Source organism: Roseospira goensis (genome assembly GCF_014197795.1).
Lineage (GTDB): Bacteria > Pseudomonadota > Alphaproteobacteria > Rhodospirillales > Rhodospirillaceae > Rhodospira > Rhodospira goensis.
In genome coordinates this window covers 112,386-128,266 of the sequence record NZ_JACIGI010000003.1, presented here as the reverse complement: position 1 = coordinate 128,266, position 15,881 = coordinate 112,386, and the positions used below count along the sequence as shown (strand labels likewise).

Here is a 15,881-nt window from a genome sequence, read left to right as displayed (position 1 = left end):
CCGGTGGTGGTGGCGTTGTCCGCGCCGCTGCCGTCGTCGAACGTCCAGGTCAGTTCGATATCACCCGACGATGTGTCGGTGGTTTCGTACTGGATGACCTGGAGGATCGCATTCACGTCATCCGTTGTGGCGCCCGGATCGAAAGAGAGCTCAAATGTCCCATCCGTCGTTTTGTAGAGTGCCACAACAGTAGACTCATCCTTAGTAATTGTATGGTAACCGTATTCGAAGCCGAAAGAGTAAGAGTCCGGAAGCTGAAACGCGAACACATCGTCCGTGTTCGCGCCGTCACTGCGGGCGATGGTCAGGGTGGCGTTGTCGTAGCTTCCGGCACCCTCGGCGAGGGCATCCAGCTCGGCGTCGGTGACGGTGACGTCGGCGTCCAGGATCACCGCATCACCGCCCGGGGTATAGGAGACCGAGACGCCCTCGCCGCCCAGGTCGTGGAACACCGGCGCGGTGTTGGGCTCGATCGCCGCGGAGACATCGATGTTGTCGATGGCGGGCGTAGTGACAACGCCCTCTTCATAAAGAGGTCGAAACAAGATCTTGTCAACGCAGTTGAAGGCCGAGCCGAAGGTCAATGTTCCGTATACGCCGTGTTCATTGCCTCCAGAAAGAGTATAAGTAATGTTCCCATCATTATCAGAGGATTCCAGATTCACGACTTCCCATTCAACAGCCACTTTGTTGTCCCGATATGCCCCGATCATAAATTTTTTTACAGAGTCGCTGCTTGCGCCAAAATCGAAAGATTCCAGCCTAAAGTCAGATTGATTAGTAGTAGCAAAATAAAAATCATATAGGTCATCTACTTTGTATTCATTCCACATGAAGAGCTTGTCACCATCATTGTCTTCTTCGTCCTGGTTTAGATTCCTTCCGGGCAACTCGGTGCTGTCAGCGACCCTGCCCGGCACCGAATAAGAAGTAAAGCCGATGGCCTTGAACACCCAGTCGCCAATGGGTCTGTAGTCATTGTATGTACCCGACTCCCTCCCGTCGAAGTTCTCGTCCGAGGGGCCCAGAACGGCCGCGAAGCGGGCCCGCGCTCCCGCCGAAAACCCCACCGCCGTCGTCACCGCTCCGACCCGGACGTCCAGCGCCCAGTCGCCGCCCTGGTCGGCCGCGCCGGTGGGCGTGCGCGACGCGGCCACGTTGGCGCCGGTGGCGGCGGCCAGGGCCGCCACGAAGGCCGCGCCCGTCTCGGTCCTCGCGACCGCGCAGCCATACAGCAGGATGTCGGCGCCGTCGCGCAGCGCCCGGGCGACGGCCCGCAGTTCGGGCGCGTAGGCGTCCAGCGTGTCGGTGGACAGCACGGCGTTGCCCAGCATGAGCGCCCCGTCGCGGCCGTGGCAGACGATGTGCAGCGCCGCGATCCCCGTGTGGCCGGCCAGGCGGGCGGCCAGGTCGGCCACGCCGTCGCGTCCCCCGGACAGGAGCACGGTTTCGGCCTGATCCGGCACACCTTGGAGGAGCGTCTCAAGATCGGGCACGGCAGCGTCGAGGACGTAGACGGTGCGACCCGGGGCGGCGGTGCCCGACGGGATGGACGAGGACTGGGACGCGGACTGGGACGGGGTGGTCATGGCGGGGTCTCCGGCAACGGATCGAGGGCGCGATCGCGATACCCAGGTTGGGCGGGACGAAGTACGACGAATGAGGGATTTTAAGGTGTATATTTACATCTATAACTTCATTTTTATTGACCTATACTATAATATGGATCCATAAAACGCGCCTTTCGGGCGAAGATGCGGCGGTGCGATGCGCCGGGGCGTGCTCGCGTCGACTCGCCCGACGCGCTAACCGTTCCGGTTTGAATATCGCTTGGCGCGCATCCGGGTCAAATAAAAATTCCGCATGACGGCCATGATTATTATTGTATCAGGACAATATTCGACAGGGCCGTAACGAAACCTGAATATTAATATATATTTCTTTTGGTTTGTTTTCCACCATCGGTAAGTCCTCGCCCGGTTCGCCCATTGCAGCCGATTGCGACAAGCCGGACCCGCGCCGCGATTCCGGTTTGTCGCAATCGACGCTAGCCCGCAGGTCTCACCGGACGGTGTCCGCTTGGCGTTTGGGTGGCGGACTCCTTTCGGGATCGGCTGGGGACGCGCGTCGGTGTCCGGCCGTTTCGGGCCGGGCGGTGAGGTCAGGTCTGGTCCTTCACCTCGGTAGGGCGGTCGACCTGGAGGCGGGGGGCCGCGTCGGGCAGGCGCAGTTCGCCTGGAAAGCGGCGGTCCCCGGCCCACCCGGCGACCGCGCGGCAGACGGTGACGGTGCGCTCTTCGGGGCGGCCGTGTCCCTTGTCGTCGTCGGTCACAGTCTCAAGGTCCTCAGTAGCGGCCGTGCGCAGCCACTGGGCCATCGAAAACAGCCGCCACTGGGTCGGCGATGTCACCTTCAAGGACGACCTGTCCCGCGTCCGGACCGGCTACGGCGCCAAAAACATGGCCGTCGTCAGGCCCTTCGCCTTCAACCTTGGGCGCGCCATGTCCGACAAGCGCCCCCGCAAGACCAGACGCAAACGCGCCGCATGGGACCCAAACGACCTCGCCCAAATCCTGAACAGGGACATCCCGTAATCCGAGTTCGGAGCCCTGGGGCCTCCTTTGGATGGCTTGAGGCCGCGCCCCGGTCTGTGCTACCGGACGGTTTCGATGCGAACCTGCCTGTCTTCGGGTCGCTTTGCCCTTGCAACGCTCCCAGCCCCTGGTGACCATGCGGACATGGACCCACCGGCCGCGGCGCCCCGTCGGGCGCCGCCGTGCACTCATGGTGTGCCGTCGGTCCGGTCGCACGGTCCCGCGGTGCCGTGCCACTTTCATCGAACCAAGATCAAAGAGGACCTGAACCATGCCCGAACGCGCCACATCGCCCCGGGTGGCTGCCCTGGTCGGCCCCTACCTGTCCGGCAAGACCAGCCTGCTGGAGAGCATGCTGATGGCCTGCGGGGTGATCCATCGCAAGGGGCGCGTGGAGGACAGCAACACGGTGGGCGACGCCAGCCAGGAGGCCCGCGACCGGGCGATGACCACCGAGATCAACGTGATCGAGGCGGACTATCTGGGCGACGCCTGGACGTTCCTGGACTGCCCGGGGTCGGTCGAGTTCCAGCAGGATGCGCTCAACGCCCTGATGGTGGCGGACGTCGCCGTCGTGGTCTGCGATCCCGACCCGGCCCGGGTGCGGATGGCAATGCCGCTGCTCAAGTTCCTCGATCAGCGCAGCATTCCGCACATGATCTTCATCAACAAGATCGAGACCGCCCAGGTCACCCTGCGCGAACTCATGGAGGCCCTGCAGGGGGTGTCGGACCGACCCCTGGTGTTGCGCGAAGTGCCGATCCGTGAGGACGGGAAGGTGACCGGGTACGTCGACCTGGTCAGCGAGCGGGCCTACCGCTACCGCCCTGGCGAACGATCCGACCTGATCCAGATCCCCGATCAGGTGCGTGACCGCGAGAAGGAGGCGCGCCAGGACCTGCTGGAAAGCCTGGCCGACACCAACGATCACATGCTGGAGGAGCTGCTTGAGGACGTCGTGCCGCCCAAGGACGAGGTCTACGACACCCTCACCCGCGACCTGGCCGAGGACCGTGTCGTCCCCGTGTTCTTCGGCGGCGCCCTGGAAGACAACGGGGTGGTGCGCCTGCTGAAGGCGTTGCGCCACGAGACTCCGGGCGTCGACGAGACCCTGGAGCGCCGTCTGGTCGACACCGGTGACAGCGCCCCGCTGGCCCAGGTGTTCAAGACCGTGCATGCCGCCCACACCGGCAAGATGTCGCTGGCGCGCGTCTGGCGCGGCCCGGTCAAGGACAGCACGCCGATCGGCGGTGAGAAGATCAACGGCATCTACACCTTCTCCACTCCGGGCCAGCCGAGCAAGGCCGCCCAGGCCGAGGCCGGGCGCGTCGTCGGTCTGGGCCGCCTGGAGGGGGTCAGCACCGGCGATCTGCTGGACGCCAAGGGCACCCGCGAGGCCGACTGGCCGGCGCCGCTGTCGCCGCTGGCCGCTGTGGCGGTCCGGCCCGCCAAGCACGGCGACGACGTCAAGCTGACTGGGGCCCTCGCCAAACTGAGCGAGGAGGACCGCGGCCTCAAGGTGGATCAGAACACCGAGACCAACGAGCTCCTGCTGTGGGGTCAGGGCGATATCCACCTTCAGGTGGCGCTGGCCCGCCTGGCCCGTCAGTACAACGTCGAGGTCAAGGCCGAGAAGCCGCTGGTGCCGTATCAGGAGACGATCAAGAAACCGACCAAGAAGCAGGGCCGCTTCAAGCGCCAGACCGGCGGCCACGGCCAGTTCGGCGATGTCCACATCGAGATCAAGCCGCTGCCGCGCGGGGCGGGCTTCGCCTTCCATGACCAGATCACCGGCGGTGTGGTGCCGCGCCAGTACATCCCGGCCGTCGAGCAGGGCGTGCGCGAGTGGTCGCGCCAGGGGCCGCTCGGCTTCCCGGTGGTGGACTTCGAGGTGACGCTGTACGACGGCTCCTATCACACCGTCGACAGCTCCGAGCAGGCGTTCAAGACCGCCGCCCAACTGGCCATGCGCGAGGGTGTGCCAGCTTGCGATCCGGTGCTGCTGGAGCCGATCCTGAAGGTCGAGATCAGCGTGCCCAACGACGCCACCAGCAAGGCCCAGCGCGCCCTGTCGACGCGCCGTGGCCAGATCCTGGGCTTCGACCAGAAGGAGGGCTGGGACGGCTGGGACGTGGTCTACGGTATGCTGCCGCAGTCGGAGATGCATGACCTGATCGTCGAGATCCGCTCCGCCACCATGGGTGTCGGCACCTTCTCGTGGGCGTTCGACCACCTCCAGGAACTGAGCGGCCGTGAGGCCGAGCAGGTGGTGGACCGCCGCAAGGCGATGCTGGAGAACGCCTGAGGCCCGGCGCGGGACCCGCTGCGTGGCGCGGGCGGGCGCGGCCGTGCGCCGGCCCGACGCCGCATCGGCTGCGGTCATGCCCCCGGTGAGACCAAGGACGGTTGCGGCGGTGGGCGTTTCTGGCACACTGCCGCTCCCGTCCCGCCCGACCGGAGGGTCCCGCCATGATCCTGTATGACTTCCTGCCGTCCGGGAACTGCTACAAGATCCGCCTGCTGCTGGCGCGGCTCGGCCTGCGCTACACGCGTCGCGACGTCGACATCCTCAAGCGCGAGAGCCGGACGCCCGAGTTCCTGGCCCTCAACCCGAACGGCCGGGTTCCGGTGCTGGTTCTGGATGACGGCACCGCGCTGGCGGAGAGCAACGCCATCCTCTGGTATCTGGCGGACACCAACAGCCTGCTGCCCGACAGCCCGCTCGACCGGGCGCGGACCCTGCAGTGGATGTTCTTCGAGCAGTACAGCCACGAACCGAACGTTGCCGTGGCCCGCTTCTGGCTAACGGAGCAGCCCGAGATGACCGAGGATCAGCGCCGCGCACTTCCGAACCGGCAGCAGCAGGGACGCGACGCCATCGGGCTCATGGAGCGGCACCTCGCGGACCAGCCGTTCTTCGTCGGCGACCGCTTCGGGCTCGCCGACATCGCGCTGTTCGCCTACACCCACGTGGCGCCCGAAGGCGGCATCGAGCTGGATCCGTTTCCGCATGTGCGGGCGTGGATCGACCGCGTGGCCGCCCAGCCGGGGCATGTCGCGATCACCGATGCCCCGTGACCGCAGGGGCCGGTCTGGCACTACACTCTCCGGAGCACCGTCGCCCGCATCGGCTGGTCGAGCAATGCGGCCCCTTCCTCGTCCCTCGGCATCTCGGCCAGCACGGCGTCGAAGTGCGCCCGCAGGCCGGTCGCGTCGGCAGCGAAGATGGCCGCCCGCGCCGGGCTGATGCGCTCCTGCCACGCGCGCCAGCTCTCGAAGTCGCGCTTCTTCGAGATCGTGACGTACTCGAACTCGCGTTCCAGCACGAGCGGGGCGGGGCCGTCGGCGGCCTCGTGCAGCCGGCGATGGGCCAGGGCGCGGACCTCGGCCTCGTCGTCGACCGGCCGGTTGAGCCGGTAATTGGCCCCCCCGGCCACCGGCTCGAACGCCACCACCCGGCCGCCGGCCCGCGTGATGCGGACCGCCTCGGCGACCGCGGCGGCCATCAGGTCGGTCAGCACATGGTGCAGGCTGTTGAAGAACAGCGCGATGTCCTGGCTGCCGTCGGGTAGGGGCAGGGCCTCGGCGCCAGCCTGGATGAAGGCTTCGTCGGCCACCGCGGCCGCCGCGCGGGCTTGGTCGAGTTGGCGCGGGTTGGGATCCAGGCCGACGACATGGGCGCCGGCCTGCGTCAGAAAGCGGGTCCAGGTGCCGTCGCCGCAGCCAATGTCGGCGACCCGCAGGCCCTCCAGTGGCTCCAGGGTTTCCAGCACCATGGCCCGGCTGCCGCGCACCGGCAGGCCGTGTGTGAGGGTCTCGGGAAGGGCGGGCTCGAACATGCGGGCGGGTCCGGGAACGGGGCGAGAGGGGCGGGGTCAGAGGTCCGGGCGCTCGGGGCGGTACTGCACCCGGTTGGCGTGCTCGAAGCCTTCGATGTACTGCGCCAGCTCGCGGCGGCGCTTGACAACGGCGTCAATCTGCTGGCGCAGGTGGGCCGGCGCCGTGGCGCCGACGTCGCTGGCGCCGGGGGCGCGTTCCAGGAACTGGCGCAGGTTGTAGCTTTCGATCAGGTCAGCGCAGAAGTTCAGCAGGCTGCTGGTGCGCGCCCGCCGCGTCTCCGTGTGGTACACCGAGACGGAGAACGAGCCGGTCCGGCCGCTCTTGCGCTCCAGGATCGCTGCCCGCAGGTAGGCGGAAAACGGCGTGACCACGACCGCGGTCTGACTGTCATGCTGCACCACCATGTCGCTGTCGGCGGAACATCCGAACACGCTGGCCACGGCCTGGCGCACGGTGCGCTCGTCAAGATCGGCACCCTGGGCGAGACGTTCGATGGCCACGACAGGCGGCGAGTCACGGGTGGTGAAGATGGTGGCGCCGCCCACATGCAGCGAGGTCCAGTTGTCGCGGTTGAACTGGCGCTCGTATCCGGACACCTTGCGCTCCCACAGGTCGCCCCAGTCCGGCGGATAGGGATTGTGGGGGCTGAAGGTTTCCGGGTCGCGGGTGAAGCGTTCCGCGACGATGGCGGCCATGCGCAAGGTGCCCGCGATGTTGTGCCCCCGGACCACGATCGGCGCCGTGTGGGAGTGCGCCGAGACCTCCATGGTCAACCGGTTGCTCTTCAACACGAAGCTGGGATCCTGGGGGACATCGGAGCCGGACTGGCCGTCGAACCGATGAATGACGGACTTCTCGCGGTAGAGGGTGATGGGGCCGATCGAGGCCATGGAACCTGGCTTCGTTTGTGGGTCCGAGGGATGCGGTAAACCGGCGCCGGCCAGTGTCACGCGCCATGATCGGGGCTTATGGCCCGGGTGTCCACTCTTCCTACAGGAGCGCGGGCGCAATGGAAAGGGACTCACACACAGCCCCGGAGTGGTGCACCGGGGCCGATGTGGCCGTCGTCGCCCTCGGGGCCGCCGTTCGTGCCGACGGCCAGGCCAGCGCGGCGATGCGCCGGCGGGTGCGCGCCGCGGCCGCGCTGGCGCAGGCGACGCCGGGGGCCCGGCTCGTCCTGTCGGGCGGCGCCGGCAAGCGTCACCCCGCCGGGGTGCCCAGCGAGGCCCGCCTGATGGCCGCGCTGGCCGTGCAGGTCGGGGCGACGCCCGCGTGTCTGCTGCTGGAGGAGCGGTCGTCCAACACGCTCGGCAACGCCGCCCACAGCCTGGCCGTACTGGCGCGCCACGGTCTGCCGGACCGGGTCGTCGTGGTGACCGACCGGCCGCACCTGCGCCGGGCGCTGTGGTGCTTCCGGGCGGTGGCGCGGGCGCGTGGTCTGCCCGTGCACATCGAGGGCGTCGGGGTGCCGATCCCCGACCGGCGCGCCGCCCGCAGCCTGGCCGTTCGCGAGGCGTTTGCGCTGTTGCTGTACCTGCCCCGGCTGCTGTCCCGGGCCTCCCTTGTCGCTCCGGAGGCGGGCGGGCATGATGACGGTCCCGCATAGCGCGGATCGCGATCAATCGGAACCACGATGTGGTTCGAATTGATTGCGTGACTCCGCGCGACCGATCTGATTCTCAGCCGATCCGGTTTGTCGCAATCGGCTGTAGGGCCTCTGTCCCGCGCCAAGGAGTCCGTTCGTTCATGGAGACCGCGTCGCCCGCCGCCCCCCGTCCGCTCGACGGCATCCGGATCCTCGACGCCGCCAGTTTCATCGCCGGCCCGTTCACCACCGCCATCCTGGGCGAGTTCGGCGCCGAGATCATCAAGGTCGAGCAGCCGGGGACCGGCGATCCGTTCCGTCGCTTCGGCACCGCGACCGAGCGCGGCGACAGCCTCGCGTTCCTGAGTGAGGCACGGAACAAGCGGTCCGTGACCCTGGACCTGCGGAAGCCGGCGGGGGCGCGTCTCTTCAAGGCCCTGGCCGCGAAGTCCCATGTGGTCTGCGAGAATTTCCGACCGGGGACGATGGAGCGGTGGGGGTTGGGCTGGGACGACCTGTCCGCCCTCAACCCCGCCCTGGTGATGCTGCGGGTCAGCGGTTACGGCCAGGACGGCCCGTATGCGGACCGGCCGGGCTTCGCCCGCATCGCCCATGCGGTAGGGGGGCTGACCCATCTGGCCGGCATGCCGGACGGGCCGCCCGTCACGCCGGGGTCGACGTCGCTCGGAGACTACATGTCGGGCCTGTTCGGGGCGGTGGGCGTGCTGATGGCCCTGCGCCACGCCGAGCGCACCGGCGAAGGCCAGGTCGTGGACATCGCGCTCTACGAGTCGGTGTTCCGGGTGCTCGACGAAATCGCCCCGCGCTACGCCCGCGACGGCACGGTGCGCGGTCGCGAGGGCGCGGGGACCCTGAACGCCTGCCCCCATGGACATTTCGTGTGCCAGGACGGCGCCTGGGTGGCGATCGCCTGCACCAGCGACAAGATGTTCGCGCGCCTGGCCGAGGTCATGGCGCGGCCGGATCTGGTCCGCGACTACGGCACCACGGCACAGCGGCTGGCGGCGCGCGAGACGGTGGACGGCCTGGTCGAGGGCTGGACCCGCACCATGCCGCGCGACCGGGTGGTGGAGGTCTGCACCGCGGGCCATGTGCCCTGCGGCCCCATCAACACCATCGCCGACATCTTCGCCGACCCGCACTTCGCCGCCCGCGGCAACCTCGTGGAGGTGCTGGCCGAGGGCGTGGGCTCGCTGACCCTGCCCAACGTGCTGCCCCGTCTGTCGCGCACCCCCGGGCATATCGACCACGCCGGCCCGGCCCTGGGCGCGGACACGGACGCCGTTCTGGAGCACGTGCTCGGGGTTGCGGCCGACGAACGCGCCACACTGCGCGCCGACGGGGTGATCTGAGCGCCACGCGGAACCCATGAGGCGATTGGCCGTTTTCCCTGGAAACCCGGCCCGCCGGGTCCCAGTATCCGGGGGGCGCCCACCCACCAAGCGGACCCGCCACCCACGCGGCCGCCGGGCGCCCCGTTCCGGCTCCACCGTTCACATCCCAGGAGGCCAACCGACATGTCCAGCGAGGGACTTCACGCGCCGCGAGAACGCCTGTCCCGGGAGACCCTCTCCCTGCATCACGCCATCGTCTCGCTGAAGGAGGAACTGGACGCGGTGGACTGGTACCGCCAGCGCGCCGACGACTGCGAGGACGCGCCGCTGCGTGACATCCTGCTGCACAACATGCGCGAGGAGATGGAGCACGCCTGCATGGTGCTGGAATGGCTGCGCCGTAACAACGCGGACTGGGCCGAGTACATCCAGACCTATCTGTTCACCGAGGCGCCGATCACCGAGGTCGAGGAAGAGGAAACCGGCGGCGGGGCCGAGGCGGGTCCAGAGGGTGGGGCCGAGGCTCCATCGGGCCGGCCCGGCCACGGCTTCACCATCGGCGCCATCCGTGACGGCGAGGAGGGCTAGCACCATGGATTTCCTGAACCGCAGCCAGGCCCCGTTCGGTGATGGCATCTGGGACCGGATCGACGAGGCCGCCGCCGGCGCCGCGCGCGAACTGATGACGGCGCGCCGCTTCCTGGAGGTGGGCGGCCCCTACGGACCCGGGCTGACCGCCATCGAGCTGTCGAACGACGACTACTGCCGCCAGCCGGCGCCGGGCGAGGCCGGGGCGGTGATGAGCCGGGCCGTCTCGGTGCCGATGCTGCGCCGGACCTTCAAGCTGTCGCTGCGCCGCCTGGCGGCCGCCCTGTCGAACGGGCAGCCGCTGGACCTGTCGCCGGTCGAGGACGCCGCCGAGGCGGTGGCCCGTCTGGAAGAACAGATCGTCTACTACGGCCGCCCCGAGTTCGGGTTGCCGGGCCTGCTGGAGAGCGACGGCCTGTGCCGCATGGACGGCGGCGACTGGACCAAGCCGGAGGACGCGCTGGAGGACGTGTTGGCCGCCGTCACCCGCCTGGACGACGGTGGATTCCGGGGGCCGCACGCCCTGGTGCTGGCGCCGAAGTACTACAACGCCCTGTTCCGGCGCTATCCGGACAGCGACATGGTGCTGATCAACCACCTGCGGCGGCTGTGCACCCGGGGCATCTTCAAGACCAGCATCGAGGGGGCCGCCGTCATCGACCCCCGCGTGGGCAGCCTGGAGATCGGCCAGGACCTGATGTGCGGCTACATCGGCAACGACGGCATCCATTGCGAGCTGTTCGTCAACGAAAGCCTAGTGCTGCGCATGCAGGACGAGGGCGCAGTGTGCGCCATCGCCCCCAAGACCGCCTGACGGCAGCGGACGCCGCGGCGCCCACGCAGGAGCGTGGGCGCAAGAGCCCCTTTCTTCCTCGGTCCCACGCTTCCGCGTGGGACCGCGGGACCACCGTTCTCGGTCCCACGCTCCCGCGTGGGACCGCGGGACCACCGTTCTCGGTCTCACGCTCCCGCGTGGGACCACGGGACCACCTTTCTCGGTCCCACGCTTCCGCGTGGGACCGCGGGCCGTCACCCGCAGCCGCCGGCGGAGACGGCGGCGGGTGGCCGTCCGTGGATGCCGCATTCGGTCTTGGCGCGGCCGCGCCAGCGTCCGGCCCGTGGGTCCTCGCCCGCCGCCACCCGGTCCGAGCACGGCCAGCAGCCGATCGAGGCGAACCCGTCCGCCTGCAGCGGATGGCGCGGCAGGTCGTGGGCCGCGAAATGGCGGTCGATGTCGGCGCGCGACCAGCCCGCCAGCGGGTTCAGCTTGACCCGGCCGTCCACGGTCTCGGCCATCGGCAGGGTGGAGCGGTCGCCGCCGTGATGGCGCTTGCGACCGTTGATCCAGGCCGCGAACCCGCCCAGGCCGCGCTCCAGCGGCTCCACCTTGCGCAGGTGGCAGCAGGCGTCCGGGGTGCGCGCCCACAGCTCGCCGTCCGGGTCGGCCTGGGCCAGCGCCGCCGGGTCCGGCCGCAGGCTGCGCACGTCGCGCAGCCCCAGGCGCTCGACCAGCCGGTCGCGGTAGCGCAGGGTTTCCCCGAACAGCTTGCCGGTCTCCAGGAACAGCACCGGCGTCGCCGGATCCACCTCGGCGACCAGATGCAGCAGCACCGCCGATTCCGTGCCGAAGGAGGACACCACGGCGATCTCGCCCGGGAACCAGTCCCGGATGGCCCGGGCCAGCAGGGCGCGGGTGGACAGCCCTTGGGCGGCGCGCAGGATCTCCGGGACCGACCCGGGCCGCGCGGACGTCAGCGGCAGGCGGCCGGGGAACACGATGGGGTGGGTCGTCATGCCGCCAGTCCCTTGCGTCGCAGGGTATGGCGCCGTAGCGCCGGAATGGTCGGACGGCCGTCGCCGGTGGGCTGGTAGACGCCGGCGATTTCCGTGACCGCGGTCTGCCAGTCGCCCTCGGGGTCGGCGCTGTCCAGCACCACCTGGTCGAAGCCGCAGCGCACCATGAACAGGAGTTGGTCGCGCAGCACCTCGCCTGTGGCCCGCAGCCGGCCGCGGTAGCCGTGGGTCTCCCGGATCTGGCGCGCCTGGGTATAGGCCCGACCGTCCTTGAAGGCGGGGAAGGCGAGGACGATCAGGCCCAGGCGGTTCAGGTCGCCGTCCACCAGGACCGTCAGGTCGGCAACCGCGGCGTCGTTGGGCAGGAGCACGCCAAGCGGGGCGCGGCGCATCACCAGGGTGTCCCTCTCCGTGGTCAGGCGCGCCAGCGGCACCAGAACGGGGCCGTCCGCCGGTACCGCCTGAGGTTCGGTCACGACGACCCAGGGGTCCGCGATGCGGACACCGGCTTCAAGCAGCGGCATGGAGCGTCTCCTTGAACGGGGTGGTGCCGACGCGGGCCACCGTGTCGATGAAGCGTTCGCCTGGCTGGCGGATGGCGAGGTAGGTGTCCACGAACCCGGCGATCAGGTCGACGGCGCGGTCGGCCGGGACCGCCGGCCCCACAACCTTGCCGAGGGCCGCCTGCTCGTCCGAGCGCCCGCCCAGGGTGACCTGGTAGAGTTCCTCGCCGTGGCGGTCCACGCCTAGGATGCCGATGTGGCCCACGTGATGATGGGCGCAGGCGTTGATGCAGCCCGAGATGTTGATGTGCAGTTCGCCGATCTCCTGGGCGCGGTCCATGTCGGCGAAACGCCGGGTGAGCGCCTGGGCGAGCGGGATCGAGCGGGCGTTGGCGAGCGCGCAGTAGTCCAGGCCGGGGCAGGCGATGATGTCGCTGACCAGCCCGACGTTGGGGGTGCCCAGCCCGGCGGCCTCCAGCGCCGCCCACAGGGCGGGCAGATCCGACAGGCGCACGTGGGGCAGGACCAGGTTCTGTTCATGCGTGACCCGGATCTCGCCGTGGCTGTAGTGCTCCGCCAGGTCGGCCAGCAGGTCCATCTGGCTGGCGGTGGCGTCGCCGGGCGGCTGGTCGGTGCCCTTGAGCGAGACGTTGACGATGCCGTGCCCCGGAACCCGGTGCGGCGCCACGTTGGCCCGGATCCAGCGCGCCAGCACCGCGTCCGATGCCCCGTCGGCAGCCTCGGCCACGGTGCCCGTCAGCGCCTCGTAGGCCGGCGGCGCGAAGTGGGCCGCGATGGCGGCGTAGGTCTCCGGTGCGACGTCCAGCTCGGTCTCGCGCAGGGTCGTCCACTCGGCCTCCACAAGGTCCCGGAATTCAGTGATCCCAATGGCGTCCACCAGGATCTTGATGCGCGCCTTGTACATGTTGTCGCGCCGGCCGAAGCTGTTGTAGACGCGCATGATGGCTTCGAGGTAGCTCAGCAGGTGCCGTTTCGGCACGAACGGCCGGATGGTCTTGCCGATCACCGGGGTGCGCCCCAGGCCGCCACCGACAATCACCTCGTAGCCCGCCTCGCCGCGGTCGTCGCGGTGCATGCGCAGGCCGATGTCGTGCACCCTGACCGCCGCGCGGTCGCTGGGCGCACCGGTGATGGCGATCTTGAACTTGCGCGGCAGGTAGCTGAACTCCGGGTGCAGCGTCGACCACTGGCGCAGGATCTCGGCGGTGATGCGCGGGTCCTCGATCTCGTCCGGCGCCACCCCGGCCCAGGGGTCCGACGTGACGTTGCGGATGCAGTTGCCGCTGGTCTGCAGGGCGTGCATCTGCACCCGCGACAGATCGGCCAGGATGTCCGGCGCCTCGGCCAGCGTGATCCAGTTGAACTGGATGTTCTGGCGGGTCGTGAAGTGGCCGTAGCCGCGGTCGTAGCGCCGCGCAATCTGCGCCAGCATGCGCATCTGTGCGGCCGACAGCGTGCCGTAGGGGATTGCCACCCGCAGCATGTAGGCGTGAAGCTGGAGATAGAGGCCGTTCATCAGGCGCAGCGGCTTGAACTGCTCCTCGGTCAGGGCACCGGACAGGCGGCGCGCGACCTGGTCGCGGAACTGGGCCACGCGCTGGTCGACCAGCGTCTGGTCATGGGTGTCGTACTGGTACATGGACACTCTCCGGCGGGCGGGTCAGGGGAGCGACGCAGGACGGGTCACCGGCCGGTCGACCGGCAGGGCGATCGTCGGTCCCGTGGCCCGGATGGCCTCGCGTTGCGTGATGGCGCGGGGGCCGTCGCCCCTCGCCGCCAGGGCGTCAGGCCGGACCTCAATGACATCCAGGCCCACCACCTCGCAGCCCGCCACGTCGCGCTCGCACACGGCCAGCAGGGCCTCGACGGCGGGGTCGGACCCCACGACCAGGGCGCGGGCCAGGTGCGGCGACCAGGTGCCGGCGGCGGTGCGGTAGACGACGACGCCGTCGAGCAGGCGGTTGGCGGTGACGACGCGGGGCGCGTCGGCGCGGAGCTTGCGGGCCATGGTCAGGCACCTCCGATGGCGGGGCGGCGGTCGGACGCGGCCGAGGATGCGGCCACGGGGGCGGGCGGCGCGATGCGGGCGTGCCAGGCCGGCGCCTGACGGACCACCTCGCCAATGACGATCAGGGCCGGACCATCGGCGACCCGATGGGCCAGCGCGGGCAGGGCGGTCAGCGGGCCGACGTGGACGTGCTGGTCCGGCCGGGTGCCGTTCTCGATCACGGCGACGGGCAGACCGGCGGGAACGCCCGCCTGGATCAGCCGGCGGGCCAGCCGTGCGGCGCGGGCGCGGCCCATGTAGACGACCAGGGTGCGGTCGTCCCCCGCCAGGGCGGCGGCGTCGGTCTCCGCGTCCCCCGCCTTCGCCTGTCCGGTCACCAGGGTGACGGCGGAGGCGTGGTCGCGGTGCGTCAGGGGAATCCCGGCGGCGGCCGCGCAGCCCAGGGCGGCGGTCACGCCGGGCACGACGTGGACGTCGACACCGGCGGCCGCCAGGGCCGCCACCTCCTCGCCGCCGCGTCCGAAGACGAACGGATCGCCGCCCTTCAGGCGCACCACCCGCTGGCCGGCCGTGGCGGCCTCCACCATCACGCCGTGGATGGCGTCCTGTCCGATGCCCGGGGCGCCGTATCGCTTGCCGACCGGGACGCGGGTGGCGTCGCGTCGGGCCAGGTCGAGCACGCGCGCATCAACGAGGCTGTCGTAAAAGATGACGTCGGCCGCCTGGAGCAGCCGTTGCGCCTTCAGGGTCAGCAGCTCGGGATCGCCGGGGCCGGCGCCGACGAGGTGGACCACTCCCGAAGCCGGCTCATCGGCGCCGGTCGGTGACCGGTTGATCAGGGCGATCATGCGCTCGGCCGCCCCGGCCTCGTCGCCGGCCAGGACACGCTCGCCGATCTCGCCCTGGAACACGCGGTCCCACAACAGCCGGCGCGCCCGTCCGGCCGGCACCGTGGCCTTGACCGCGTCCCGGAACCGGCGCGCGAAAGCGGCCAGGGTACCCAGGCGGTCCGGCAGCACGGCGTCGATTCGCGCGCGTACCAGCCGGGCCAGGGCGGGCGCGGCGCCGCCGGTGGCGATGCCGACCTCCAGCGGGCCGCGCCGCACCATGGCGGGGACGGAGAAATCCGACAGGGCGGGGCGGTCGACGGCATTGACCCAGACCCGGGCGGCGCGCGCCCAGCCGACGACACGCCGGGCCTCGCCTTCGTCCTCGAGCGCCACGATCACCACCGCGCAGCCCAGGACGTCGCAGGGCGCGGCGGCCCGTCGGTCCAGGCGCACGGCGCCGGCGGCGGCGAGCGCGATCAGGTCGGCCGCGGGCTCGGCGGCCACGACCGTAACCAGGGCGCCGGCCTCGACGAGCAGGCGGGCCTTGGCGGCGGCGGCCGCGTCGCCGCCCACCACCAGGGCCGGACGCGCGGTGAAATCCAGGGAAACGAGCATGGCTGTCCTCGCGGGTGCCCCGTGGGCCGAATGCGAGAACGTTTCCACGCTGGAGGGGTGTGGTCAACACATAAATAACACATAAATATAGTGTTATTTATGTGTTCCACAAAGTAAATACGTACTATATCACCCGGCCTGATCCCGC

The 15,881-nt window shown here is 69.7% G+C and carries 16 protein-coding genes; 7 read left to right on the top strand and 9 right to left on the bottom strand.

From position 1 onward, the window contains the following. Both GGD88_RS02630 and GGD88_RS02625 read right to left on the bottom strand, forming a co-directional pair. Window positions 1-1,589 (bottom strand): DUF4347 domain-containing protein (locus GGD88_RS02630; protein WP_184431421.1); only part of this gene is annotated, 1,589 nt, incomplete at its 3' end. A 572-nt stretch (window positions 1,590-2,161) separates the two neighbouring features. Beyond that, entirely contained in the window at window positions 2,162-2,332 is a 171-nt protein-coding gene (locus tag GGD88_RS02625) for a hypothetical protein (protein ID WP_221236967.1), read from the bottom strand. Window positions 2,333-2,357: 25 nt separating this feature from the next. Between GGD88_RS02625 and GGD88_RS18450 the strand changes: the two genes are divergently transcribed. The 3 genes from GGD88_RS18450 (at window position 2,358) to GGD88_RS02615 (ending at window position 5,672) form a co-directional block, all read left to right on the top strand. Next, the gene (locus GGD88_RS18450; RefSeq protein ID WP_221236966.1) at window positions 2,358-2,594 is read left to right on the top strand and encodes a hypothetical protein; all 237 of its coding nucleotides are present in this window, start codon (window positions 2,358-2,360) and stop codon (window positions 2,592-2,594) included. A gap of 271 nt (window positions 2,595-2,865) precedes the next feature. After that, on the top strand, window positions 2,866-4,899 hold the full coding sequence (locus GGD88_RS02620; protein WP_184431417.1) for an elongation factor G: 2,034 nt from the start codon (window positions 2,866-2,868) through the stop codon (window positions 4,897-4,899). Window positions 4,900-5,063: 164 nt separating this feature from the next. Next, window positions 5,064-5,672 carry a glutathione S-transferase family protein gene (locus GGD88_RS02615; RefSeq protein WP_184431415.1) on the top strand — a complete coding sequence of 203 codons (609 nt, stop codon included), beginning with the start codon at window positions 5,064-5,066 and terminating at the stop codon, window positions 5,670-5,672. 20 nt (window positions 5,673-5,692) lie between these two features. Here the strand turns inward: GGD88_RS02615 and GGD88_RS02610 are convergent, their stop codons facing one another. Together GGD88_RS02610 and GGD88_RS02605 are read right to left on the bottom strand one after the other, a co-directional pair. Further along, complete coding sequence (locus tag GGD88_RS02610; protein ID WP_184431413.1) at window positions 5,693-6,433, bottom strand: class I SAM-dependent methyltransferase; 741 nt, start codon at window positions 6,431-6,433, stop codon at window positions 5,693-5,695. Between the two features lie 36 nt (window positions 6,434-6,469). Further along, a complete protein-coding gene (locus GGD88_RS02605; RefSeq protein WP_184431411.1) occupies window positions 6,470-7,324 on the bottom strand; it encodes a hypothetical protein in 855 nt (284 codons plus the stop codon). Between the two features lie 119 nt (window positions 7,325-7,443). On the opposite strand from GGD88_RS02605, the gene GGD88_RS02600 reads away from it, so the two are divergent. The 4 genes from GGD88_RS02600 to GGD88_RS02585 all read left to right on the top strand — a co-directional run bounded on the left by GGD88_RS02600 (window position 7,444) and on the right by GGD88_RS02585 (window position 10,776). After that, a complete protein-coding gene (locus GGD88_RS02600; RefSeq protein ID WP_184431409.1) occupies window positions 7,444-8,040 on the top strand; it encodes a YdcF family protein in 597 nt (198 codons plus the stop codon). Window positions 8,041-8,180: 140 nt separating this feature from the next. After that, window positions 8,181-9,392 (top strand): CaiB/BaiF CoA transferase family protein, encoded by a 1,212-nt coding sequence (locus tag GGD88_RS02595; protein ID WP_184431407.1) that lies wholly within the window; start codon window positions 8,181-8,183, stop codon window positions 9,390-9,392. Window positions 9,393-9,557: 165 nt separating this feature from the next. Continuing rightward, window positions 9,558-9,962 carry a ferritin family protein gene (locus GGD88_RS02590; protein ID WP_184431405.1) on the top strand — a complete coding sequence of 135 codons (405 nt, stop codon included), beginning with the start codon at window positions 9,558-9,560 and terminating at the stop codon, window positions 9,960-9,962. A gap of 4 nt (window positions 9,963-9,966) precedes the next feature. Then, complete coding sequence (locus GGD88_RS02585; protein WP_184431403.1) at window positions 9,967-10,776, top strand: family 1 encapsulin nanocompartment shell protein; 810 nt, start codon at window positions 9,967-9,969, stop codon at window positions 10,774-10,776. Between the two features lie 215 nt (window positions 10,777-10,991). Here GGD88_RS02585 and GGD88_RS02580 read toward each other — a convergent pair whose 3' ends face one another. The 5 genes from GGD88_RS02580 to cysG are packed head-to-tail and all read right to left on the bottom strand — an operon-like array spanning window position 10,992 to window position 15,733. Then, window positions 10,992-11,756, bottom strand: a complete 765-nt coding sequence (locus GGD88_RS02580) for a phosphoadenylyl-sulfate reductase (protein ID WP_184431401.1) — start codon at window positions 11,754-11,756, stop codon at window positions 10,992-10,994. Next, the gene (locus GGD88_RS02575; RefSeq protein WP_184431399.1) at window positions 11,753-12,280 is read right to left on the bottom strand and encodes a DUF934 domain-containing protein; all 528 of its coding nucleotides are present in this window, start codon (window positions 12,278-12,280) and stop codon (window positions 11,753-11,755) included. The genes GGD88_RS02580 and GGD88_RS02575 overlap by 4 nt, the downstream gene beginning before the upstream one ends. After that, complete coding sequence (locus GGD88_RS02570; protein WP_184431397.1) at window positions 12,267-13,919, bottom strand: nitrite/sulfite reductase; 1,653 nt, start codon at window positions 13,917-13,919, stop codon at window positions 12,267-12,269. Before GGD88_RS02570 ends, GGD88_RS02575 begins: the two co-directional genes overlap by 14 nt. Window positions 13,920-13,940: 21 nt before the next feature. Further along, complete coding sequence (locus GGD88_RS02565) at window positions 13,941-14,288, bottom strand: DUF2849 domain-containing protein (RefSeq protein ID WP_184431396.1); 348 nt, start codon at window positions 14,286-14,288, stop codon at window positions 13,941-13,943. A 2-nt stretch (window positions 14,289-14,290) separates the two neighbouring features. Next, the gene (cysG, locus tag GGD88_RS02560) at window positions 14,291-15,733 is read right to left on the bottom strand and encodes a siroheme synthase CysG (protein WP_184431394.1); all 1,443 of its coding nucleotides are present in this window, start codon (window positions 15,731-15,733) and stop codon (window positions 14,291-14,293) included. Window positions 15,734-15,881 lie beyond the last annotated feature (148 nt).

Coding starts and splice junctions, on each gene's coding strand:
- GGD88_RS02565 (WP_184431396.1), bottom strand. CDS start 14,288: ATGGCCCGCAAGCTCCGCGCCGACGCGCCCCGCGTCGTCACCGCCAAC.
- cysG (WP_184431394.1), bottom strand. CDS start 15,733: ATGCTCGTTTCCCTGGATTTCACCGCGCGTCCGGCCCTGGTGGTGGGC.
- GGD88_RS02570 (WP_184431397.1), bottom strand. CDS start 13,919: ATGTACCAGTACGACACCCATGACCAGACGCTGGTCGACCAGCGCGTG.
- GGD88_RS02585 (WP_184431403.1), top strand. CDS start 9,967: ATGGATTTCCTGAACCGCAGCCAGGCCCCGTTCGGTGATGGCATCTGG.
- GGD88_RS02575 (WP_184431399.1), bottom strand. CDS start 12,280: ATGCCGCTGCTTGAAGCCGGTGTCCGCATCGCGGACCCCTGGGTCGTC.
- GGD88_RS02605 (WP_184431411.1), bottom strand. CDS start 7,324: ATGGCCTCGATCGGCCCCATCACCCTCTACCGCGAGAAGTCCGTCATT.
- GGD88_RS02580 (WP_184431401.1), bottom strand. CDS start 11,756: ATGACGACCCACCCCATCGTGTTCCCCGGCCGCCTGCCGCTGACGTCC.
- GGD88_RS02600 (WP_184431409.1), top strand. CDS start 7,444: ATGGAAAGGGACTCACACACAGCCCCGGAGTGGTGCACCGGGGCCGAT.
- GGD88_RS02590 (WP_184431405.1), top strand. CDS start 9,558: ATGTCCAGCGAGGGACTTCACGCGCCGCGAGAACGCCTGTCCCGGGAG.
- GGD88_RS02620 (WP_184431417.1), top strand. CDS start 2,866: ATGCCCGAACGCGCCACATCGCCCCGGGTGGCTGCCCTGGTCGGCCCC.
- GGD88_RS02615 (WP_184431415.1), top strand. CDS start 5,064: ATGATCCTGTATGACTTCCTGCCGTCCGGGAACTGCTACAAGATCCGC.
- GGD88_RS02610 (WP_184431413.1), bottom strand. CDS start 6,433: ATGTTCGAGCCCGCCCTTCCCGAGACCCTCACACACGGCCTGCCGGTG.
- GGD88_RS02595 (WP_184431407.1), top strand. CDS start 8,181: ATGGAGACCGCGTCGCCCGCCGCCCCCCGTCCGCTCGACGGCATCCGG.